Source organism: Ruegeria sp. AB10 (assembly GCF_056542745.1).
The window spans coordinates 1-20905 of sequence record NZ_JBQGAI010000003.1 but is presented as its reverse complement, the minus strand read 5'-3'; the positions used below and the strand labels follow the sequence as shown (position 1 = coordinate 20905).

Sequence of the window (20905 nt, the reverse complement as noted above, 5' to 3'; positions counted from 1 at the left end):
GGTTGGGAAACCTGTCTTCCACTTTCACCCAACCTGTCCCAACGCAAAACATGGCAGACCCGATATGACACTGAAATCTGATACCGCCCTGCGCGATGAGGCCGCTGGCCTGTTTTCCGAATACGCGAAATCCGACTATGACGTGATCCGTTTGCGCGCCATTCAGGCCCTGACCGCCATTGGTGCCGCCAACAGCCCGGCCTTGGTCGAGGCGCTGCTGGACGATGACGAAGACGTCCGGCAGGACGCGGCCCAAGCGCTGGGTGCGCTGGGCGTGCAGGACGCCGCGCCGCAACTGCTGGAAAACCTGATCCACGATCCCTGCGGCGAAGTCAAACTGGCCTGCGTCACCGCTCTGGCCGAGTTGAAATCCGAAGACGCCGCGCCTTACCTGCGCACCCTCGTCACCGGACGCGGCGAGGGCATCACGTGGGACGAAGACGAGCTGCACCAGGACGAATGGGACGACTGGTTGGACACGCAGGTCGCCGCCATCAAGGCGCTGGGTCGCATGGGCGACGCGGCCGCGATTGAACCCATCGTCGTGGCCCTGATGGACGAAGACGGGCAGGAACTGGGCGATGTGGCGTGTGAGGCGCTGGGCCGGATCGGCCAGCCCGCCGTGCCGACACTGGGCGTGTTCACCCAATCCTCGAACCGCCGCCTGCGCCACCGCGCCCTGCGCACGCTGGCCACCATCGGCGGGGCCGAGGCCGAAGCCATCCTGCGCAAAGCCACCACTGACAAGGACGGGGCCGTACGCATGATCGCCTATCAGGCGCTGATGCCGAACGACCCGGCGCTGGTTGAACAGGCGCTGACTGACGCGGTCGAAGACATCCGTATCGCAGCCCTGAACCAGTCCGGCTTTTCGGAACCCGAACTGCTGGACCGCATGATGCGCGACCCCGGCGCCAAGGTGCAACTGGCACTGCTGGATCGGCTGGACCGCGACACGCCGATAACGGACCAGGAGGATCTGCGCTGGCAGGTGCTGGATTTCCTCGCTACCGGCCAACAGCCCGAAGTGTCCGCTCAGGCGCTGGGCCTGCTGGCGGCACTGGCCCCGGAACTGGTCACCGACCGTCTGAACGCTCTGTTTTCTGTCGATGCGGACGATCTGAAAGCCGAGCGTATCCAATGGGCCATCGTCGATGCGCTGGCGACCTCGCCCCTGCGCGAGGCGGCAGAATGGCTGCAACGCGCCTGCCGCGCGCCGTTCCGGTCGGTGCGGCTGAAGGCGGTTGCGTCTCTGGCGATGATCGTCACCGATGCCGACCGCCCGCATGTGAACCAGCAGCAGGGCCGCGAATTGCTGCTGTCCTTTGCGCTGGCCCCGATGCCCGTGGCCGCCGACGAAGCCCCCGAAGAAGAGACCCCGCAAACCGACATCGCCGCGCTGGAAGAGGCCGGGCTGGATGTCTCGGACGGCGGCGAGAACGGCCCCACCTCAAGCCTCGGCGCGATCCTTGGTCATGACGCCATCGCGGCGGAAATGACGCAGGAAGCGCAAGAGGATGAGGTGCAACCGCTGACCCCCCGCGAACAGGCGCTGCTGGCCAAGGCCACCCGCCACCCCAAACGCCGCCGGGTGGCTCTGGATGACAATGCCGAAGCGCTGGAGCGGGAAACCCGCCTATCCGCCATCCGTCTGCTGGGTGAGGTGCCGGGGATGCAAATCATGCTGGCCCAGATTGCACAGGACTCTGAGACCGAAATCGCGCAACAGGGTTTCTCGGCGCTGGCCGCCGCTGTCACCCGCAACGGTGTGGAGCTGGAACAGGATCAACTGGTGGACCTGATCACCAAGGGCCTGTCGCACACCGACTCGTCCCTCTCGCTTCAGGCCCTGAAACTGCTGCAACAGGCCGATCTTCCGCCGCAGGACAGCCTGCGCGGCAAGCTGCGGGCGATGGTGAAAACCGGCGATACCGCCTTCCGCATCGATGCCATGCACATTCTGACCCGCTGGGACGGCACACCGGATGTCGCGCGCAGCCTGCTGGATGATGTCTCGGCCCCCGTGCGTCAGGCGGCGATGCGGCTGTTGTCGGAAACCGCGCCCGATCAGGCCGGTGCCGCCATCGTGCCCTTCCTGATGGCCAACCCCGAACAGCGAATCGTGACCTATGTCAATGACAGCGCGCCTGCGGTGGTGTCCATTGGCCGCCAATTGCTGACCGAACTGCGCGACGAAGACCGCCGCGCCCAATGGCCGGTGATGATCAGTGCATTGGCCGACCTGCTGGGGACCGACTCCCGGGCGGCGTGAACCCCGGAGGGACAGATGAACATTTCGCTGAAACTGAGTGCAGCGATTCTGGCGGGCGCCATGGCCTTTGGCCCCGCCGCGCAGGCCGAGGACATTCCCGAGGTCGCGGTGGTGCACCAGATCATCGACCTGAACGCCGACACTCCGGCCCACGCCTTCCGGTTCGAGCCCAAGTTCCTGCACGTCCCCGCAGGCGCAACCGTGCGCTTCAAGGGCTCGACCGGGCGGCATACCGTGACCGCCATCACCCGTATGATCCCCGTCGGCGCGCGCAGCTTTGAGATTCGCGGCAAGCCCGAGATGGACCTGACCTTCGAGAAAGAGGGTGTCTATGGCATCCGCTGCCGCGTACATGGCCGCCACGGCATGGTCATGCTGCTGGTGGTCGGCGACCCCAGTTCGAACCTCGAAGAGGCCAAGGCCTACCTGCCCAAGCTGGGTGAGGCCGAGCAGGCCGGTTTCGAAGAACTCTTCGCCTATATGGAGGCCCAAAATGGCTGATGGATGCGCCTGCGACCGCCACGCCCATATGTACCTGACCGTCGACGACGCGCTGCGGCGCGGGCTGTCCGTTGCTGACCCCCTCACGGACACCGAAACGCTGCCGCTGACGCAGGCCATCGGTCGGGTACTGGCCGAGGATTGCACCAGCAAGGTCGATATGCCCGCCTTCGATAATTCGGCGATGGACGGCTATGTGCTCCGAACCGCCGATCTGGGTGAGGGGCCGCTGTTTGAGCTGCCCGTCGCCGGGCGCATCGCAGCCGGAGACAGCGGCGTGCATGATGCGCCCCAAGGCAGCGCCCTGCGCATCTTCACCGGCGCGCCGGTGCCGCCCGAGTTTGATGCGGTGCTGATGCAGGAAGATTGCGACGCGACCCCCGACCGCATCCGTTTCAGCCGCCGCCCCAAACCCGGCCAGCACATCCGCCGCGCAGGCGAAGACCTGCAAGCCGGCGCGCCCATCCTGCGGCGCGGTTGCGAGATCACCGCGCGCGAAGCCGCCGCGCTGGCCTCGTCGGGATACGGAGAAGTCAAAGTCTACCGCAAGCTCAAGGTCACCATCTTCTCGACCGGCAGCGAACTGCGTCAGCCCGGTGAACCCCTTGGCCCGGGCCAGATCTACAACTCGAACCGCTATATGCTGCTGGCGCTGCTGGACAAGCCGTGGATCGACCTGACCGACCGCGGCCCGGTCGAGGACAAGCCGGCGCTGCTGGAACAGGTCCTGCGCGAGGCCTGCGAAACCTCGGATCTGATCATCACAACCGGCGGTGTATCGGTCGGCGATGAAGACCACATGCCGCGCCTGTTTGCCGAAATCGGTGGCCAGACCGATGTAATGAAGGTGGCAATGAAGCCGGGTAAACCGATCATGTTCGGCCGCCGGGGCAATGCGCTTTATGTCGGGCTGCCGGGCAATCCGGTCTCGGCTTATGTGACATGGCAGATCATCGGGTCGCATATGATGGCGCGCCGGGCCGGTCTCCACCACGCTCCGCATGCGCCGGAACAGGCGGTTCTGGCCGAACCGCTGGAGCGTCGCGCCGGACGTCAGGAATACCGGCCCGTTGTGATCGAGGGTACATCGCCCGATGGCACCCCCCGGCTGCGCCTGATGGCACCGTCCTATAGCGGCCGGGTTGCGTTGCTGGCGCAGGCGGATGGCCTGGCCATCATCCCGGCTGAAACCGAGGCGCTGCCGCAGGGCCATGGGCTGCAGTTTCTGCGGTTCTGACCGCGATGAACAGGCCAGCCGCATTCTTGCAACAGCCGGGCGGCAGCGGCTACAACGGTTCTGCACCAGCTCAACACGCCCGCCTGGACTCGATTATGGTTAAAGAACATATCCTTGTCGTCGATGATGACCCGCAGATCACTTCGTTTCTGCAGCGCTACCTTGAAAAACAGGGGTGCCGGGTCAGCTGTGCCGCAGACGGCAATGCGATGGACGCGATTCTGGAGAAATCCGAGATCGACCTGGTCCTGCTGGATATCGGCCTGCCCGGGCGCAACGGGTTCGACATCACGCGCGAGTTGCGGGTGAGTTCCGACATTCCGATTATCGTTCTGTCCGGCCGGGATGAGATCTTTGACCGGGTCGTCGGGTTGGAGTTCGGGGCCGATGACTACATCACCAAACCGTTTGAGGCGCGCGAGGTGCTGGCCCGCATCCGCACCGTTCTGCGCCGCGCCCGCCCCGAAGAGAAAGGCGCCAATGGGGCCGAGACGTCTCAGGTCAAGTTCGGCGATTGGGTGTTGAATGTGAATGAACGCACCCTGATGGCAACCGGAGCGTCCGAGGCCACGCCTCTGACGACCACGGAATTCGATGTGCTGCTGGCTTTTGTGACGAACCCGCACATGGTGTTCTCACGCGATCAGTTGCTGGACAAGGCGCGCGGGCGTGAGACCATTGTGGGCGACCGAACCATCGACGTGCATGTGGCAAGGCTGCGCAAGAAGATCGAGCCCGACCCCGCCGCGCCGACCTTTATCAAGACGGTGCATGGCATCGGTTATTGCTTTGCCGCCAATGTGCGCAAAAGTTCGGCCTAGCTGAGGTCCTTGAACATGTATGTCGTAGGCTCCAACTGGTTTTCGAACGGGTTGCGGCAATAGTTCGGAATCTCTCCGGCGATCTGGAATCCCATGTTTTGGTACAGGATGCGCGATGGGTCAGAGCTGCGCGTATCCAGCACCAGCAGCGTCCGGCCCAGTTGGATGGCGCGGTCCTGCAGCGCGGCCATCAAAGCACGCGCTAGCCCCCGGCGCCGGGCCTTTGGGTGCACCAGCAGCTTGGCCACATCGGCGCGATGCGGTTGGTTGGGCATCGCCGCCGGGATCAACTGCACCGTGCCCAGCACACGCCCGCTGTTGCGGGCCACGAACAGCTCCAGCGCGCCGGTCTGCAAGTCCGGCCGCACCCGGTTCTGCCAATAGGAGCGGGCCTGATCCGGCGGGAAGGGGTGGATGAACCCGATGCTTGCACCATCCTGCACGCAGGCGTGCAGGATGTCCGTCAGATCGTCCAGGGCGCCGTCAAAACCGCTGTTGTCCAGACGTACGATCATATCAGCACCAGCAGATACCGCGCCCCGCGGGCGGGTGTGGTTTCGAACCGGGTCGGGCCGGACAGATGATAGCGCAGGCAATCGCCGCCATTCAGGTCATGCGCGACCCCGTCCACCGTAAGCGTCAGGGCGCCGTCCAGCATGATCAGGTGATGTTCCTGCCCGGGCTTGGGCGGCGTGTCATAGGTAATCACCGTGCCGGGTGGTAGATGGCCTTCCAGAACCTCGGCGCTGAGACCGGTGGCCGGCGGAGACACCGACCGGCGGGTAAACCCGGTTTCGGGATCGCACCATTCCGGTTGCCGCTCGAAGGGTACGCGCGGGTCGAAACTGTCCTCGACCATCATCAGCAGGCGGGACATCGGCAGGCCATAGGCCGCACACAACCGCCCCAGTGTTTCCGCGGTGGGGCTGACATCCCCCTTTTCCATCCGCGAGAGGGTGGCCCGGCTGACACCGCTGCGCTCGGCCAATTGGTCCAGCGACCAACCATGACCCCGGCGAAGTTCGTTCAGACGGTTGGCAAGGCGGTTTGAAAGATCGTCCAGCATAGATCAGATACGGGAAAGTTATTCATTTTTGGGATTATTGATTAAAAGTAAATGTTGCGCAACAAGAAAGGGCGCAGAAGCCTCTGCGCCCTGTCCTTTGATTTGGATTGTTGTCCGGATCAGTTCCAGCCAACTTCGTTGAAGATTTTCTGCGCCTCGGGCAGGTTCTTGGCGACCTCGGACAGGTTCACCTCATCGGCCTTGAACTCACCCAGTGCCTTGACCGAGTCCACAAGTTCCACGCCTTCGACCGCCGGGAATTCGTCATTGCCCGCCGAGAAGTATTTCTGGGCCGAGTCGCTGGCTAGGTATTCCAGGAACAGGATCGCGTTTTCCTTGTTCGGAGCGTTCGCGGCCACACCTGCGCCTGACAGGTTCATATGCGCGCCGGTGCTGTCCTGGTTGGGGAAGACCCAGCCAATCGAGTCGATGTCAGCGGACACGCCTTTGACGTCTTTGCGGATGGCGCGGGCAAAGTAATAGGTGTTCGACACGGCGATGTCGCACTCACCCGAAACGATGCCGCGCAGCTGGTCGGTGTCGCCGCCCTGCGGGTCGCGCGCCATGTTGGCGACGATGCCTTCGGCCCAGGCCTTGGCGGCCTCGGGGCCTTCGTGGGTGATGATCGAGGCCAGCAGGGTCTGGTTATAGGTGTTGCTGGACGACCGGATGCAGATCAGGCCCTTGTATTCCGGCTTGGCCAGATCGGCATAGGTGGCTGGCGGATTGGCCACGTTTTCCTTGTCGAAAAAGATGATGCGGCCGCGCTGGGAAAAGCCGAACCACTCATTATCGGTGTCCTGCAGGTTGGCGGGTATACGCTCTTCCAGAACGGCGCTGTCGACCGATTGCAGGATGCCCGCATTCTTGGCGCGCGCCAGACGCGAGGTGTCGACGGTCAGCAGGATGTCTGCGGGCGAGTTTGCCCCTTCGGCTTCCATCCGGGCGATCAGCTCATCGGCCTTGCCCTCGATGCGGTTGATGGTGATACCGGTCGCCTTTTCGAAATCACCGTACAGGTTTTCGTCGGTGTCGTAATGGCGCGAGGAATAGAGGTTCAGTTCCCCCTCGGCAGCGGCAGAGGTTGCGATCAGGGCCGTCAGGGCGGCGGCAACGCAGGTAGAGGATTTCAGCATCATGTCTCCCAACTTTGAAAGCTGTGGCAGAATATTTCTGACTGAAACGGTCAATGATACGATTCCGAGGGGGATGCAAGGAAATCCGACAAAATTAGTTGGTCAAATGGTCGCTGTCTGGTGGCGCCAAGTGCGCGAACCGCTTGAGGGTTGGGTTGGTAGCGGCTGCCACAAGCGCGTTCCGTGAAAGCCTGCCATGTGTATAAGGGTATCCAGAAGGGACCCAAGAGCGTCAACGCGGATTTGGTCCAGGGTTTGTATTTACCAAGACACGTAAACTTTATGGTAAATCCGCGCGACCCCGGGTTTCAGACATAAATTCGTCACATTCATTTACAAGGGATACTATATGTAGTGGGTTGGTAACGTCGGGTGTTGGGCGTTCAACGAGTAAGAAAGTGTTGTGAAGTGAGTATCGAGTTTTTTATTCCGGCCCGTGCAGCGTCAGGCGCTGTGTGTTCGCAGGGGCTTGATCAAGGCCGCACCGGATTGCAGGCCGCTTTGAACCTTGCGGGCAAAAGCTTACCTTCGAATCTTGCGAATGAGCGTTCCCCTGAGTTGAACTTTTCCGATCAGGCCAACAAAGCACCTCTGTTGGCAGGCTGGATATCCCAACACACAACCGAGTCAAATGACACGTCCCTCGTGCGGGTATCTGATGTTGCAGTAATACGGGTGGGTTGACCCGCAATCGACCGTCTCCGATCGTGCGAGCGGGGAGTAAATAAACGAGTGTTTGAGAGTAAATAGGGTAACGATCATGAAAAACCTTCTGGCAATTGCGCTAACCATCCTTCCCGGCCTGAGCTGGTCGATGACGGAAGAGCAGGACATCGCAAATTGGAAAACCGCATGTGCCACTGCAGGCGGCGAACACTTTGTAGACTTTATTCGCGCAGGGAACGCAGAGCGGACGCCACATGTGATTTATGTTTGTGAGCGTGCAAACGGGACGCAGGCTGTCAGAATTGTCCCTGCGGTACCGTTGCTCACAACGCCCAGAGGCTAAGTCCTGACCGAAGACCGGAGGAGGCGCTGCAATACAATACGGCCCCGCGGTCTTGTGGCTTATTCAACTGGAGCTGACGGCCCGGACGCCAGCGCAATTTGTTTCAGCCCGCAAGCTCCGAAAAGAGCGGCGCTGAACATTTCACAGGTTTCCTCGGCGAGCGTCACGTAGTGCCCATTTTCCATTTCATGAAACCACATAAAGGCCGCGATCATCTCGAGACCTTTGTTTTGCAAACGCAGTATCTCGGCGTGGACAACAGGGGCGGGCAATTCACCCGCCCCGGCACAATGTCTTTTACTCGGTCGTGGTTTGATTTTTTGTCAGGTAGTAGGCCGCCCCGGCAGCCCCCCCGCCAAATATGAACATTGCAAGGAACACCGGACCCAAACCACCCTTCATACTTATGAGTCCGGGGTCAGTGAGCAGATAGATTAGGTAGTCACCGAAACGTATGTGTCCAAAATCCCAATCCGACTGAAAGTAGTAACTCATCGGTAATGCAAAAATCACGCCACAAATACCCGCCAGAATCACCTTGCCTTTGGGGCTCAGGTTTTTCAGGTCGAACCCCATTTCCTTTTCAGCCATCCGTACTCTCCTTTTTTATTAAACTACAACAGCTTACAGTTGCGTCTGCAGGGCACACTATTCGAGTTCTTGCTGCGATCAATTGGGGTCCGGGAAACAATCATCAGTTGTTTCCCGGCTGCCACTATCCCGACACATCCGGCCCTATGGCGCGTTTTGCAGCTTCGGATTTCGCAGGTCTGACCTCATGGCCTTTTGGTGCTGATCGCTGGAAAAAGGTGCGCGGGCGCTCTGCGGCCTAGCTCAGGCAAGCGGGTTGCTCTTACCCGAGGCGATCTTGTGAACCGGCCGAATAAGATGTCAGTGCTCAGGAGAATCTGCTTGGCCTGCACGACAGGCATTCCAACAAAAAAACCGCACCCGAAGGCGCGGTTTCTTTAAACGGCTATGTGCAGTTCTCAGCCCTGACGAGCTTTGAACTTGCGCTGCGTCTTGTTGATCACGTAGACGCGGCCTTTGCGACGCACAATCCGGCAGTCGCGGTGCCGGTTCTTGAGCGAGCGGAGCGAGTTCTTGACCTTCATTGGTCTGTCTCCAATCTGCGGCGCCTTCATCAAAGACGTGGCCAGCGCCTGGGTTAGCGGGTGTCCCGGACCCCCGGAACAGCGAAACGATGGTGGGCGGTACAAGGATCGAACTTGTGACCCCTTCGATGTCAACGAAGTGCTCTACCGCTGAGCTAACCGCCCACTTAAACCTTTGCGTTGCCCTGCCCCATAACGAAATGGGGCGCGGAACCCCGCGCCGGTAGCGGGGTCTATAAAAGGAGTCGCAAAGGGGTTCAAGGGGTTTGGTAGAACTATTTTCCGGTCTATGTTGAAACCGAACAAGGAGTCATCATGCAGAATACGCCCTATGTATTGGATATGCCCGCCAGCCGCACGTCCTGCGTGGTGTTTTCCTCTCCGCATAGTGGTCGGAACTACCCTGAATCGATGCTCAATCGCACGGTTCTGAGCGAGAATGTGATTCGATCCTCGGAAGATGCCTTTGTGGATCAGCTGTTTTCCGCAGCGGCCGATTTTGGCGCGCCGATGATCTCGGCGGTGATGCCGCGCGCCTATCTGGACCTGAACCGCAGCGCCGAGGAGCTGGACCCGGCGCTGATTCAGGGTGCGCGCCGGTCCGGGCATAACCCGCGTGTGGCCTCGGGGCTGGGGGTGATTCCCCGCGTGGTTGCCAACGGGCGTGCGATTTACCGCGGTAAGCTGACGATGGATGAGGCCCGCCTGCGTATCGACACCTGCTGGCGGCCCTATCATGCCCGCATCAAATCCCTGCTCGCCGAATCGCATGACGCATTCGGGCAGGCAATCCTGGTCGATTGTCATTCGATGCCGCATGAGGCCGTTGCCATGGTCAGCAACCCAAGGACCAGACGACCGGATGTGGTGCTGGGTGACAGGTTCGGGGCGTCGGCTTCGGTTGAAGTGGTGGACCGGATCGAAGCGGCTTTTGTTGCCGCCGGGCTGAGCGTGGCGCGCAACACGCCTTTTGCCGGGGCATACGTGACCCAGACCTATGGCCGCCCCACCCGTGATCAGCACGCGGTGCAGATCGAGATCGACCGGGCGCTGTATATGGATGAGGCCCGAATCGAGCCGAATGAGAACTTTGCCGCGTTTCAGGAGATATTGCGCGCGGTCATCCGGGACATCGCCGGTATCGGCGAGGGTTCTCTGCGTCTGGCCGCCGAGTGACCTCAGCGCAGAGCCCGGCCCTTAACAATCGCATCGCTACCGAAACGACGCCGGATTTCATCGGTGGCGCGCTCGGCCTGTGATCTCTGGGTGGCGCCGGGGTCCAGCAGGTCGCCGGAGATGTCTGCCTGATCCTCGGGGCACAGATCGGACAGGCCAACACCCAGCAGGCGGTAGGGGCCTTGATCCCCGACCTGATCGAACAGCCCTCGGGCGGTGCGATAGATTCGGTCGGCGATCTGCGTCGCGTCCCGCAGGGACAGGCGGCGGGTGATGATCTTGTGATTGGCGCGTTTCAGTTTCAGCGTGACGACCCGCCCGGCCAGAGCTTTGGCCTTGGCGCGATCGGCAACCTTTTCCGACATCCGCCACAAGTGACCGTCCAGAATGTCCAGGCTGGCGGTGTCTTCGAAAAACGTGGTCTCGTTGCTGATCGACTTCATCGGCTCATGCGCCGAGACACGCCGCTTGTCCTGCCCGCGGGCCAGATGCCACAGGCGGTATCCCATCGACCCGAACCGCGCGGTCAGCGCCTCCTGATCCCAGCGCAGCAGGTCGGAAAAGCTGCGGATACCGGCGCGGTCCAGCGATTCCTGTGCGGCCGGGCCAATGCCCCAAATCAGCCGTACCGGCTTGTCATACAGGAAATCCGCCGTTTCCGCCTGACCGATCACCGAAAACCCGCGCGGCTTGTCCAGATCCGAGGCCACCTTGGCCAGAAACTTGTTGTGCGACAGCCCGATCGAGCCGGTCACGCCCAGCTCATCCTTCATCCGCTTCACCAGCCGTGCCAGCATTACGGCAGGTGGCGCACCGTGCAGGCGCTGTGTGCCGGACAAGTCCATGAAGGCCTCGTCCAGCGACAGCGGCTCGACCACAGGGGTCAGCTCATCCATCATCTTGCGGATCTCGCGCGAGACTTCGGCATAGACCGACATGCGCGGCTTGATCACCACCGCCTCGGGGCACAGTTGCAGGGCCTTGAACATCGGCATGGCCGACCGGACACCGCGAATGCGGGCGACGTAGCAGGCGGTGGACACAACGCCCCGCTTGCCGCCGCCAATGATCACCGGCTTGTCGGTCAGCTCCGGATTGTCGCGTTTCTCGACCGAGGCATAAAAGGCGTCGCAATCCATATGTGCGATGGACAGGTCGAACAGTTCCGGATGTGTCTTTACCCGCGGGCTGCCGCAGGCAGGGCAGCGCCGTTCATCGGTCAAAGTGGTCAGGCAATCTCGGCAGAGACCGGGCATGTAATGTTCCCGCCTTCCGTGCGATCCAGTCAGCGGCTTACTTATACCAGCCCCGGCTGCGGCGCAAAGTGCCGGCGGGTGCAAAGGTCACAACGCTGTCCTAAAGAAGACCCCCCGCAAAGTGGCGGGGGGAGGTGACGGACCTCAGGAAGAGATGGTCCGCGGGGAGTATCACAGCCCCAGAATCGCGCAAAACCACCGATTTCGATAGGACCCAGGTCACAGAAGGAAATCTCGAGTTTTTCATGTGTGTTTTTAGGCACAGGGACGATTTGGCGCGGATCAACGGGAAAGTGACGCAAGGTCAACTGGTTGGCGGCGCTTTTGGGCGCAAGAACCCGCCGATTTGGCGGGGTGCCTCAGTGCTGTGTCAAGGAATTTAACTCGTCAAGAACCGCCTGCGCCGCCGCTTTCGGGTCCTCTGCCTGATAGATCGGGCGTCCGACAACGATGTGATCTGCACCGTCGCCAATGGCGCTGGCCGGGGTTGCAACGCGTTTCTGATCGCCCAAAGCAGCCCCTGCGGGGCGGACGCCGGGGGTGACGATCAGACGGCCCTCGGCTTGCGGCAGGGCGCGGATCAGGGCGGCTTCTTGCGGGCTGGCGATGACGCCATCGGCCCCGGCCTCAAGCGCGCGGGCCGCACGTTCGACCACCAGATCCTGCACGTCGCCCTGTTTCAGCAGGCTGGCATCCAGGTCGTCGCGGTTCAGCGAGGTCAGGATGGTCACCGCGAGAATCTTAAGGTCTTTGCCCGAGGCGCCCTCTTTTGCGGCGCGCACCACATGCGGGTCGCCATGCACGGTCAGGAAATCCAGATCGAACTGCGCCAACCCCCGCACGGCGTTTTCCACCGTATTGCCGATATCGAACAGCTTCATGTCCAGAAAGATGCGCTTGCCGTGGTCCTGCTTGAGCTCATTGGCCAGGGCCAGCCCGCCTCCGGTCAGCATCCCCAGCCCGATCTTGTAAAAGGATACCGCATCGCCCAGCCGCTCGGCCATGGCCAGCCCTTGCAGGGCGTTTGGGACATCAAGGGCAACAATCAGGCGGTCATCGGACGCGGGAACGGTCATGGGGCAAGCTCCTTTTTGGCAAACGTCTGCGTCCTAACGGGTTCGGGCGCGTCTGTCCATGCGGGACCGAAGGGTGACGGGAATCAAGCCGCATAAACCGGACTGTGCTATGGTGCCGGTCATTCAGATGCGTATTTCAGATGGGGGGGAATATGAAAGCACGGATTGTAGTGGGGCTCGTTCTGGTTTTGGCGGCCTGTCAGGACATGCCGCTTGAGACCGAGGCAGCGGACACGTTCGTGGTATCGCCGACCAATGATGATCTGCGCCTTGTACGCGGCTACCGGTCCACAGATGACGATTGTCAGCTGACCGGTGAAACCGCCTTTACCATAGATTTTCTGGATGATGCGGCGGACCTTGTATCCTGCCCGACCGGCAGTGAAGCGGCACAGTCCTTGGTCGAGATGTATGGGGCGCGGCAAGTGGCGAATACCGGGGGTTACACGGTCTATTCGGTACCTCGGCGATAAGCTCGGATTCTATGGTTTAGCCTCTTGAACAGACGAAGATATTTCCCAGATTGAATGTGAGGCCCAGACCAGCACGTGCCGCCAAGCGGGCGTAGACATCCTGGGCGCTTAGAGAAGGAGACCACTATGGACTTAAACAAGTTCACCGAGCGGGCACGGGGATTCGTGCAGGCGGCGCAGACCATTGCGCTGCGCGAGGGGCACCAGAGGCTGGAGCCCACACATATATTGAAAGCATTGATGGATGACGATCAGGGGCTGGCCAGCAACCTGATCACACGCGCGGGCGGCGCGCCCAGCCGCGTGGTCGAGGCGCTGGATGCCGCCATGGCCAAGATTCCGAAGGTCAGCGGTGACGCGAGCCAGGTGTATCTGGATGGCCAGACCGCCAAGGTTCTGGATGAGGCGCAGAAGATTGCCACCAAGGCGGGCGACAGCTTTGTACCGGTCGAGCGCGTTTTGATGGCGCTGTGCATGGTGAAATCCAAGGCCAAGGATGCGTTGGAGGCCGGTGCCGTATCCGCACAGAAACTGAACGAGGCGATCAACGACATCCGCAAGGGTCGCACCGCTGACAGCGCGAGCGCCGAGGAAGGTTATGACGCGCTCAAGAAATACGCGCGCGACCTGACTGAGGCTGCGGCTGAGGGCAAGATCGACCCGATCATCGGGCGGGATGAGGAAATCCGCCGCTCGATGCAGGTGCTGTCGCGCCGGACCAAGAACAACCCGGTTCTGATTGGGGAACCCGGCGTCGGTAAAACCGCGATTGCCGAGGGTATGGCCCTGCGCATCATCAACGGTGACGTGCCGGAATCGCTGAAAGACAAGAAGCTGCTGGCGCTCGACATGGGCGCGCTGATTGCCGGTGCGAAATACCGTGGTGAGTTCGAAGAACGCCTCAAAGCCGTTCTGACCGAAGTCACCGAGGCCGCTGGTGAGATCATCCTGTTCATTGACGAGATGCACACGCTGGTTGGTGCCGGTAAATCCGACGGCGCGATGGATGCCGCCAACCTGATCAAGCCTGCGCTTGCCCGGGGTGAGCTGCATTGTATCGGTGCAACCACGCTGGATGAGTATCGCAAATACGTCGAAAAAGACGCGGCCCTTGCGCGCCGGTTCCAGCCCGTAGTGGTGGCCGAACCGACGGTCGAGGACACGATCAGCATCCTGCGCGGCATCAAGGAAAAGTACGAGCTGCACCACGGCGTACGGATTTCCGACTCGGCGCTGGTTTCGGCGGCGACCCTGTCGCATCGCTATATCACCGACCGGTTCCTGCCCGACAAAGCCATCGATCTTGTTGATGAGGCGGCGTCGCGTCTGCGGATGGAGGTGGATAGCAAGCCGGAGGAGTTGGACCAACTCGACCGTCAGATTCTGCAGATGCAGATCGAGGAAGAGGCGCTGAAACTTGAGGATGACGCGGCATCGAAGGATCGTCTGGACACCTTGCAAAAGGATCTGGCCGATCTGCAGGAGAAATCCGCCGAGATGACCGCCCAATGGCAGGCCGAACGCGATAAGCTCGCCGGTGCGCGGGATCTGAAAGAACAGCTCGACAAGGCGCGGGCTGATCTGGAGATCGCCAAGCGCGAAGGCAATCTGGCCAAGGCCGGTGAGCTGTCCTACGGCGTCATCCCCGAACTTGAGAAAAAGCTGACCGAGGCTGAGAACGCCGAAAGCAACGCCATGATGGCCGAGGAAACGGTGCGCCCGGAACAGATTGCCTCTGTTGTCGAACGCTGGACTGGTATTCCGACCTCGAAAATGCTGGAAGGTGAGCGTGAGAAGCTGCTGCGGATGGAAGACGATCTGCATTCCCGCGTCATCGGTCAGGATGCGGCGGTGACCGCCGTGGCCAACGCCGTGCGCCGTGCGCGAGCAGGCCTGAATGATGAAGGCCGTCCGCTGGGTTCGTTCCTATTCCTCGGGCCCACCGGCGTGGGTAAGACCGAGTTGACCAAGGCTGTGGCGAACTTCCTGTTCGACGACGACAATGCGATGGTCCGCATCGATATGTCCGAGTTCATGGAGAAACACGCGGTCGCCCGTCTGATCGGTGCCCCTCCGGGCTATGTCGGTTATGACGAAGGCGGTGTGCTGACCGAAGCCGTGCGGCGCAGGCCCTATCAGGTCGTGCTGTTTGACGAGGTCGAAAAGGCGCACCCGGATGTGTTCAACGTGCTGCTGCAGGTTCTGGATGATGGCGTTCTGACCGATGGTCAGGGCCGCACCGTGGACTTCAAGCAGACGCTGATCATCCTGACGTCGAACCTCGGCTCTCAAGCGCTCAGCCAGTTGCCCGAAGGCGCGGACAGCGCACAGGCGCGACGAGATGTGATGGATGCGGTTCGGGCGCATTTCCGGCCGGAATTCCTGAACCGTCTGGACGAGACCATCATCTTCGACCGTCTCAAGCGGGCCGACATGGATGGCATCGTCGATATTCAGATGGCACGTCTTCAGAAACGTCTGGCCGCCCGCAAGATCGAGCTGGCCTTGGACGATGGCGCCAAGGAATGGCTGGCGAACGAAGGCTATGATCCGGTCTTTGGGGCCCGCCCGCTGAAACGCGTGATCCAGCGCGCCTTGCAGAACCCGCTGGCCGAGGCGCTGCTGGCCGGTGAGATAAAGGATGGCGAGACCGTTCCTGTCACCGCCGGGGCCGAGGGGTTGATCATCGGTGATCGGCTGGGGACGTCGGAACGGCCCCGCCCGGATGATGCCGTGGTGCATTAACGTACATCTGAAAACGAAAAAGACCCGCCATCTCGGCGGGTCTTTCTTATGTCCCGGCAAAGTGCCGGTTCAGGAATTCTGCGATTTCTGTCAGGGACGCATCGGCCTCGGGGATATCCGGGTAGAACTCGAAGACATGCCACATGCCCTCCCAAATGCGCAGGGTGCAGTCCGCACCCGCCTCGCGCAGGAGGTGGTACTGACGCACGCAACCGCTCAGCAGGTGATCGCGGGTTCCGCTGGTCAGGAAGACGGGCGGAAAATCGGCGTCGAACGGACCGTAGATCGGTGAGATGTCAGGGTGCGTCGGGTCGGCGTTCTGGGGCACGTAGCAGGACCGGAAAAACTCGATTTCCGACTGGTTGAGGAACGGGTCGCGGTCAGCCTGTCCGCTGTCTCCGGGGTTGAGTACATCGACAAACGGCGACAGCAGGGCCAGCGCCTTTGGCTGCGGTCCATGAGATGCACGCAGGCGGTGAAGCGCCGCCAGTGCCAGATTGCCGCCAGCGGATTCTCCGCACAGGCAAGCGCCCGGCGTTTCATCCAGAACCGAAGAGATCACCGCAGTACAGGCATCAAGCGCGGCCGGGTAAGGGTGTTCCGGGGCCAGCGGGTAGTGGGGTGCAATCACCACAGCCCTGGTTTTCGCGGCGAGTGAGGCGGAAATCGGCAGGTCCTCGAACGGGCTGCCCAAGGTGAACCCGCCGCCGAACAGATAGACAAGTTTGCGGCCCGCGTGCGGCTCTGGCGGCGTGATGACCATGCAGTGCACGCCTGCGATGATCCGTTCGGACAGGGTGACGCCGGTTTTTTCAAGCACCAACGCGCATCCCCGTTCGCTTTCCTTGCGCAACATGGCCCGAATGTCGTCCAGAGGCTGGCTCAGATCGCGGCTCGGGGCCTGGGCGGCAAAGGCCTCGGCCTCGGGGCTGATCAGGCCAAAGGTGGGGGAGGGATGGTCTTTCATCATAGTAGTAGCTTGAGAGGGGGCAAAAGACCCGCCTGCAAAGGCGGGTCAGAAACGGCCTTATATCAGTGCAAATATCCGCGCCGGACCGCCCGTACCGCCGACATGTTTGGACGCGCCGATGACCAGCGTGGCACCGGCGGCCGGCACCCGGTTCAGACCGGCCATGTTTTCGATCCCGAAGCGGCCGGATGGCAGCCACGCATAATGCGTGGCGAAATCCTTTGAAATGCCGTGGTCCAACGACAGCGTGTCCGATGCGATCGACCGCGCGCCGGTTTCCTCCATCAGCATCTGCGCGGCCTCGACGTGGAAACCGGGGTAATGCTGTGCTTCACCGTCAAATCCGCGATAGGCATCGCTGTCGACCTTGGCGGCCCAGCCGGAATAGAGCGCAACGCACGCACCGTCCGGAATATCGCCATTGGCCGAGATCCACGCCTTCAGGTCATCTGGTGTCAGCAGCGTGTCTGCGTCCTCGGCTGCGCGCGCCGCGATGTCCACGACACAGAGCGGTGCCACCAGATCCGAGATCGGGATTTCGTCCACCGAGGCCCCGTCTGCCGAGAAATGCAAAGGTGCATCAATATGCGTGCCGGTGTGTTCGTTCACCACCATCCGCAGCATGTTGACACCGTGGTCCGCGATGTTGAAAATCTGTTCGGTCGCGTATCCCGGCTCTCCGAAAAAGGTTGGGAAGTCGGGGCTGATTGCGTGGGTCATATCCTCGACCCCGCTATGACCTGCGGCCAGCGCCGGGGGCGCGGCGGTTCCGGTTGCGGCGGCGGCTACGCCAGTGGCAGCAGCGGCTTTGAAGAAGTCCCGCCGCGACAGCATCCGATCCTTGACGGCGTTCATTACGCAAATGTCACACATTCGTCTTCTCCCTCTGAGGGTCTTCAACTGTTGGGATGGGCAGGCCATCCGCTTTTCGTCTTCAGTACCTGGGAGTCAGCCTGCGTTTTTGTCGCATGCGTTGTAAAGCCCGGGATGGCCGCAGCCCCGCCGGTAAATGCGTGCGCAGGACGGGTTCAGTAATGGCCTGCCTGGCGGCTTTTGCGCAGGGCGCGCAGGTCATCCGCGCTCATCCGTGGGGTGTCCTCGGGCTCATTTTTGGGCTTTTGATTGGCCTCGATCACCTCGGCCAATTTCGGAGCCGTGTCGCGCAAACGCAGATACCCCAGTACGCCACCGGCGCATTGCAGGCTGAAAGCCCATGTCCCAATCAGCATGTAGAGTACGAACAGGCCAAGCAGCGACCAGAGAGGCCGGATCGAGGCCATGCCCTTGGTCATGTCTTCAAGCTCCTGCAGCTCAGCCTGCAAGGACCCGAAATAATCCATGGCGATCATCAGCGCGATCAGAAGTGCGTGCAGGACGAACATCCCGACATAGCTGAAGATCGTCAGCGCAAACAGCGGGCCGAACGACGCCCGAAAATGCCGGAAGGGGGTATAGTGCATACCGTCCGGGTCCCGCCCGATCGAGGCGGATGTGATCGGCACAAGCAGGCTGGCCCGGATCGAGCACACCGACAGAAAGACCGCAAGCAACCCCAGCAGCCCCGGAAGGGCCCAGGTCGGGTCGACATATTCAAGCGCCAGCTCGGCGACTTCGCTCTGTTGCAGAATGTCCGGTGAAATCACGAAAAGTGATGCCGCAACGATCACGCCAATGATAAGCGTCACGCTTACGCCCTCGACGGCACCATAGATCACCGCAGGGGTGAACAGACCCTTGATGCCTGTGCTGGGCTTCACGCCTTTGACCTGCAACCCCATCCTTGTCCCAAGCAGGGTCGGAACGACGCTGGAAGAGGCCATGATCAAAAAGGTCACAATGAACGCAAATGGCGGGAAGATGAGGCCCAGCAAAAACCCGACCAGGGCGCCGACCAGGTTATAGAGGGTCAAACCGATCAGCATGACCGGCAGGACAACGGCCAGACGCCAGCAAATGGACAGGGACAAAGGGAAGGCTTTGGCAAACAGCACTGAAATAATCTCTGATCGGTATTCGTTTATATGTCGACGTATCGAAGCCGCGCAGGCTGTGCCAGTTCTTTTCAGAAGGGATTGTCAAATGCAGGGCGGCAATGTGTCATTTTGGAATCGCCGCGACGGGCTGCGGTGTCTGATACGTTACAATCTCGTCTCTCAATCGTGACGCCTGTTTCCTTGGCTCTGTGCTATCAGCGGATTACCTCACTCTCTGAGGATATTTGACGACTGGAGACATATATGGCGCATCGCTGGACCAATACACTGACACAGGCCGACGTCACCCCACGGGCGGCGTTTCTGAACCGGCGCCAGGTCATGGCCGGGCTGGCGGGTGTCGGGCTGGCAGGGATGACGCGGGGGGCTGCTGCGCAGGAGGCACTGGAGCCGAACACCTGGGAAGAGATCACCTCGTACAACAACTTTTATGAGTTCGGGACCCGCAAGGAAGATCCGGCCAAATATGCCGGTGCCCTGACCACCGAACCATGGAGCGTCAAGATCGACGGGCTGGTCGACAATCCCGGCGATTACGATTTCAGGGATATCATGTCCGAGATGACGGTCGAGGAGCGCATCTATCGATTCCGCTGTGTCGAGGCCTGGTCGATGGTGATCCCGTGGAACGGGTTCGAGCTGGCCGATCTGCTGAACATGGCAGGTGTGCAGGACAGCGCCAAATACGTGGCCTTTGAAACCGCCCTGATACCCGATGAGATGCCGGGCGTGCAGTATCCGATTCTGGACTGGCCCTATCGCGAAGGCCTGCGTCTGGATGAGGCGATGCACCCGCTGACGATCATGGCCACCGGTATCTACGGCCGTCCGATCCCGAACCAGAACGGCGCGCCTCTGCGTTTGGTGGTGCCATGGAAATACGGCTTCAAGTCGATCAAGTCGATTGTGCGGATCACCCTGACGGATGTCGAACCGCCCACCAGCTGGAACATGTCCAACCCGCGCGAATATGGCTTTTATAGTAATGTGAACCCGAACGTGGATCATCCGCGCTGGTCGCAGGCCTCGGAACGTCAGATTGGTGGTGGCCTTTTTGCCAAGCGGATCCCGACCCTGATGTATAATGGGTATGAGAAAGAGGTCGCAGGCCTGTACGAAGGTATGGATCTGTCGGAATACTATTAAACCCATGCAGCGGTTGAATCAGATATTGCGCCGCATCCCCGTCTGGGCGGTATATCTGCTGGGGGTGCTTCCGGCCCCGTGGCTGTTCTATCAGGCCCTGACCGGCGGTTTGGGCGTTGAGCCGATCGAGGCGCTGGAACACCGGTACGGAGAGTTGGCGCTGCAGTTGTTGATTGCCGTGCTGGCGATTTCCCCGCTGCGGCGATTGCTTGGGCTGAACCTGCTCAAGTTTCGCCGGGCTCTTGGTGTGCTGACATTCACCTATGTCACTCTGCATCTGCTGGTGTGGCTGGTTCTGGATGTGCAGGTGCCCAGCCAAATCTGGGCCGATATTCTCAAACGTCCCTATATAACGGTTGGCATGGCCGCGTTTGTCCTGATGTTGCCGCTGGCGGTGACGTCCAACAATCTGTCTGTGCGCAAGCTGGGCCCCCGATGGCGCAGCCTGCAGCGGCTGGTCTTCCCGGCGGCAGTGTTGGGAGGGGTGCACTATGTCATGCTGGCCAAGGGATTTCAGATCGAGCCGCTGGTCTATTTGTCCCTGATCGTTGGCCTGTTGCTGCTGCGTCTTCCGTTTGCAGGCCTGCTGACTCGGCCGCGTGAGGCCGATTCCGCCTGACTCGTCGCCGAGTCTGTGGGTAACCCTGTGCAAAAGCCGAGATTCGGGGTAGGGCCTGTACGGGAATGCGTGATTGGCTCAATCTGACACAATTCAACATGTTGTTTTGTTTGATAAAAAATTGATTTTGCGGTTTTTTGCTAGTTTCTCGATTTTTCTGCTTGCGGCTAGTGCTGGTTATACTTAGAACCCCCTTCACCGGCGCTGCTGAGGCGGTGCTGACGCATCGGAGAGACGATGGAGACGGGCCGGAGAGACGGTTGAGACGCATCGGAGAGACGGTGGGCATCTTG

At 61.0% G+C, this 20905-nt stretch carries 21 protein-coding genes and 1 tRNA gene; 10 read left to right on the top strand and 12 right to left on the bottom strand.

Annotated features, from left to right (window positions below; genetic code table 11):
• The first annotated feature begins 64 nt into the window (after positions 1–64).
• From ACR0NT_RS07505 to ACR0NT_RS07490, 4 genes are all read left to right on the top strand, one after another.
• Positions 65–2272, top strand: coding sequence for a HEAT repeat domain-containing protein (locus ACR0NT_RS07505; protein ID WP_170674305.1), 2208 nt, complete (start codon positions 65–67; stop codon positions 2270–2272).
• Between the two features lie 15 nt (positions 2273–2287).
• Positions 2288–2773, top strand: a complete 486-nt coding sequence (locus tag ACR0NT_RS07500; protein WP_170447258.1) for a plastocyanin/azurin family copper-binding protein — start codon at positions 2288–2290, stop codon at positions 2771–2773.
• Positions 2766–4010, top strand: coding sequence for a molybdopterin molybdotransferase MoeA (locus ACR0NT_RS07495; protein ID WP_170447256.1), 1245 nt, complete (start codon positions 2766–2768; stop codon positions 4008–4010). The genes ACR0NT_RS07500 and ACR0NT_RS07495 overlap by 8 nt, the downstream gene beginning before the upstream one ends.
• 95 nt (positions 4011–4105) lie before the next feature.
• Positions 4106–4831 (top strand): response regulator, encoded by a 726-nt coding sequence (locus ACR0NT_RS07490; protein ID WP_170674303.1) that lies wholly within the window; start codon positions 4106–4108, stop codon positions 4829–4831.
• On the opposite strand, the gene ACR0NT_RS07485 is transcribed toward ACR0NT_RS07490, so the two are convergent.
• The 3 genes from ACR0NT_RS07485 to ACR0NT_RS07475 form a co-directional block, all read right to left on the bottom strand.
• Entirely contained in the window at positions 4828–5346 is a 519-nt protein-coding gene (locus tag ACR0NT_RS07485) for a GNAT family N-acetyltransferase (RefSeq protein WP_170674301.1), read from the bottom strand. The two genes, ACR0NT_RS07490 and ACR0NT_RS07485, sit on opposite strands and share 4 nt — an antisense overlap.
• Positions 5343–5897: a helix-turn-helix transcriptional regulator gene (locus ACR0NT_RS07480; protein ID WP_170674299.1), complete on the bottom strand. Its 555-nt coding sequence runs from the start codon at positions 5895–5897 to the stop codon at positions 5343–5345. Before ACR0NT_RS07480 ends, ACR0NT_RS07485 begins: the two co-directional genes overlap by 4 nt.
• A gap of 119 nt (positions 5898–6016) precedes the next feature.
• Complete coding sequence (locus ACR0NT_RS07475) at positions 6017–7033, bottom strand: Fe(3+) ABC transporter substrate-binding protein (RefSeq protein WP_170447248.1); 1017 nt, start codon at positions 7031–7033, stop codon at positions 6017–6019.
• A 760-nt stretch (positions 7034–7793) separates the two neighbouring features.
• Between ACR0NT_RS07475 and ACR0NT_RS07470 the strand changes: the two genes are divergently transcribed.
• Entirely contained in the window at positions 7794–8042 is a 249-nt protein-coding gene (locus tag ACR0NT_RS07470; protein ID WP_170447246.1) for a hypothetical protein, read from the top strand.
• Between the two features lie 59 nt (positions 8043–8101).
• On the opposite strand, the gene ACR0NT_RS07465 is transcribed toward ACR0NT_RS07470, so the two are convergent.
• The 4 genes from ACR0NT_RS07465 to ACR0NT_RS07450 all read right to left on the bottom strand — a co-directional run bounded on the left by ACR0NT_RS07465 (position 8102) and on the right by ACR0NT_RS07450 (position 9322).
• Positions 8102–8314 carry a hypothetical protein gene (locus ACR0NT_RS07465; RefSeq protein ID WP_170674297.1) on the bottom strand — a complete coding sequence of 71 codons (213 nt, stop codon included), beginning with the start codon at positions 8312–8314 and terminating at the stop codon, positions 8102–8104.
• A 25-nt stretch (positions 8315–8339) separates the two neighbouring features.
• On the bottom strand, positions 8340–8633 hold the full coding sequence (locus ACR0NT_RS07460) for a hypothetical protein (RefSeq protein WP_170447244.1): 294 nt from the start codon (positions 8631–8633) through the stop codon (positions 8340–8342).
• Between the two features lie 398 nt (positions 8634–9031).
• On the bottom strand, positions 9032–9157 hold the full coding sequence (gene ykgO, locus ACR0NT_RS07455) for a type B 50S ribosomal protein L36 (protein ID WP_008755722.1): 126 nt from the start codon (positions 9155–9157) through the stop codon (positions 9032–9034).
• A gap of 90 nt (positions 9158–9247) precedes the next feature.
• A tRNA-Val gene (locus ACR0NT_RS07450) sits at positions 9248–9322 on the bottom strand.
• A 150-nt stretch (positions 9323–9472) separates the two neighbouring features.
• Here ACR0NT_RS07450 and ACR0NT_RS07445 point away from each other — a divergent pair.
• The gene (locus ACR0NT_RS07445) at positions 9473–10333 is read left to right on the top strand and encodes an N-formylglutamate amidohydrolase (protein ID WP_170674295.1); all 861 of its coding nucleotides are present in this window, start codon (positions 9473–9475) and stop codon (positions 10331–10333) included.
• A 2-nt stretch (positions 10334–10335) separates the two neighbouring features.
• On the opposite strand, the gene ACR0NT_RS07440 is transcribed toward ACR0NT_RS07445, so the two are convergent.
• Positions 10336–11589 carry a DNA polymerase IV gene (locus tag ACR0NT_RS07440; protein WP_170674293.1) on the bottom strand — a complete coding sequence of 418 codons (1254 nt, stop codon included), beginning with the start codon at positions 11587–11589 and terminating at the stop codon, positions 10336–10338.
• Between the two features lie 359 nt (positions 11590–11948).
• Positions 11949–12665 carry an orotidine-5'-phosphate decarboxylase gene (pyrF, locus tag ACR0NT_RS07435; protein ID WP_170447239.1) on the bottom strand — a complete coding sequence of 239 codons (717 nt, stop codon included), beginning with the start codon at positions 12663–12665 and terminating at the stop codon, positions 11949–11951.
• 152 nt (positions 12666–12817) lie between these two features.
• Between pyrF and ACR0NT_RS07430 the strand changes: the two genes are divergently transcribed.
• Together ACR0NT_RS07430 and clpB are read left to right on the top strand one after the other, a co-directional pair.
• Positions 12818–13138 (top strand): hypothetical protein, encoded by a 321-nt coding sequence (locus ACR0NT_RS07430; RefSeq protein ID WP_170447237.1) that lies wholly within the window; start codon positions 12818–12820, stop codon positions 13136–13138.
• A gap of 126 nt (positions 13139–13264) precedes the next feature.
• A complete protein-coding gene (gene clpB, locus ACR0NT_RS07425; RefSeq protein ID WP_170674291.1) occupies positions 13265–15883 on the top strand; it encodes an ATP-dependent chaperone ClpB in 2619 nt (872 codons plus the stop codon).
• A gap of 46 nt (positions 15884–15929) precedes the next feature.
• Here the strand turns inward: clpB and ACR0NT_RS07420 are convergent, their stop codons facing one another.
• From ACR0NT_RS07420 to ACR0NT_RS07410, 3 genes are all read right to left on the bottom strand, one after another.
• Positions 15930–16850, bottom strand: coding sequence for an alpha/beta hydrolase (locus ACR0NT_RS07420; protein ID WP_480442839.1), 921 nt, complete (start codon positions 16848–16850; stop codon positions 15930–15932).
• A gap of 60 nt (positions 16851–16910) precedes the next feature.
• A complete protein-coding gene (locus ACR0NT_RS07415) occupies positions 16911–17726 on the bottom strand; it encodes a cyclase family protein (protein ID WP_170674287.1) in 816 nt (271 codons plus the stop codon).
• A gap of 155 nt (positions 17727–17881) precedes the next feature.
• The gene (locus tag ACR0NT_RS07410) at positions 17882–18844 is read right to left on the bottom strand and encodes a hypothetical protein (protein ID WP_170674285.1); all 963 of its coding nucleotides are present in this window, start codon (positions 18842–18844) and stop codon (positions 17882–17884) included.
• A 246-nt stretch (positions 18845–19090) separates the two neighbouring features.
• On the opposite strand from ACR0NT_RS07410, the gene msrP reads away from it, so the two are divergent.
• Complete coding sequence (gene msrP / locus ACR0NT_RS07405) at positions 19091–19993, top strand: protein-methionine-sulfoxide reductase catalytic subunit MsrP (protein WP_170674283.1); 903 nt, start codon at positions 19091–19093, stop codon at positions 19991–19993.
• Between the two features lie 4 nt (positions 19994–19997).
• Entirely contained in the window at positions 19998–20612 is a 615-nt protein-coding gene (msrQ, locus tag ACR0NT_RS07400; protein WP_170447225.1) for a protein-methionine-sulfoxide reductase heme-binding subunit MsrQ, read from the top strand.
• Positions 20613–20905 lie beyond the last annotated feature (293 nt).

Coding starts and splice junctions, on each gene's coding strand:
- ACR0NT_RS07505 (WP_170674305.1), top strand. CDS start 65: ATGACACTGAAATCTGATACCGCCCTGCGCGATGAGGCCGCTGGCCTG.
- ACR0NT_RS07500 (WP_170447258.1), top strand. CDS start 2,288: ATGAACATTTCGCTGAAACTGAGTGCAGCGATTCTGGCGGGCGCCATG.
- ACR0NT_RS07495 (WP_170447256.1), top strand. CDS start 2,766: ATGGCTGATGGATGCGCCTGCGACCGCCACGCCCATATGTACCTGACC.
- ACR0NT_RS07490 (WP_170674303.1), top strand. CDS start 4,106: ATGGTTAAAGAACATATCCTTGTCGTCGATGATGACCCGCAGATCACT.
- ACR0NT_RS07485 (WP_170674301.1), bottom strand. CDS start 5,346: ATGATCGTACGTCTGGACAACAGCGGTTTTGACGGCGCCCTGGACGAT.
- ACR0NT_RS07480 (WP_170674299.1), bottom strand. CDS start 5,897: ATGCTGGACGATCTTTCAAACCGCCTTGCCAACCGTCTGAACGAACTT.
- ACR0NT_RS07475 (WP_170447248.1), bottom strand. CDS start 7,033: ATGCTGAAATCCTCTACCTGCGTTGCCGCCGCCCTGACGGCCCTGATC.
- ACR0NT_RS07470 (WP_170447246.1), top strand. CDS start 7,794: ATGAAAAACCTTCTGGCAATTGCGCTAACCATCCTTCCCGGCCTGAGC.
- ACR0NT_RS07460 (WP_170447244.1), bottom strand. CDS start 8,633: ATGGCTGAAAAGGAAATGGGGTTCGACCTGAAAAACCTGAGCCCCAAA.
- ykgO (WP_008755722.1), bottom strand. CDS start 9,157: ATGAAGGTCAAGAACTCGCTCCGCTCGCTCAAGAACCGGCACCGCGAC.
- ACR0NT_RS07445 (WP_170674295.1), top strand. CDS start 9,473: ATGCAGAATACGCCCTATGTATTGGATATGCCCGCCAGCCGCACGTCC.
- ACR0NT_RS07440 (WP_170674293.1), bottom strand. CDS start 11,589: ATGCCCGGTCTCTGCCGAGATTGCCTGACCACTTTGACCGATGAACGG.
- pyrF (WP_170447239.1), bottom strand. CDS start 12,665: ATGACCGTTCCCGCGTCCGATGACCGCCTGATTGTTGCCCTTGATGTC.
- ACR0NT_RS07430 (WP_170447237.1), top strand. CDS start 12,818: ATGAAAGCACGGATTGTAGTGGGGCTCGTTCTGGTTTTGGCGGCCTGT.
- clpB (WP_170674291.1), top strand. CDS start 13,265: ATGGACTTAAACAAGTTCACCGAGCGGGCACGGGGATTCGTGCAGGCG.
- ACR0NT_RS07420 (WP_480442839.1), bottom strand. CDS start 16,850: ATGAAAGACCATCCCTCCCCCACCTTTGGCCTGATCAGCCCCGAGGCC.
- ACR0NT_RS07415 (WP_170674287.1), bottom strand. CDS start 17,726: ATGTGTGACATTTGCGTAATGAACGCCGTCAAGGATCGGATGCTGTCG.
- msrP (WP_170674283.1), top strand. CDS start 19,091: ATGGCGCATCGCTGGACCAATACACTGACACAGGCCGACGTCACCCCA.
- msrQ (WP_170447225.1), top strand. CDS start 19,998: ATGCAGCGGTTGAATCAGATATTGCGCCGCATCCCCGTCTGGGCGGTA.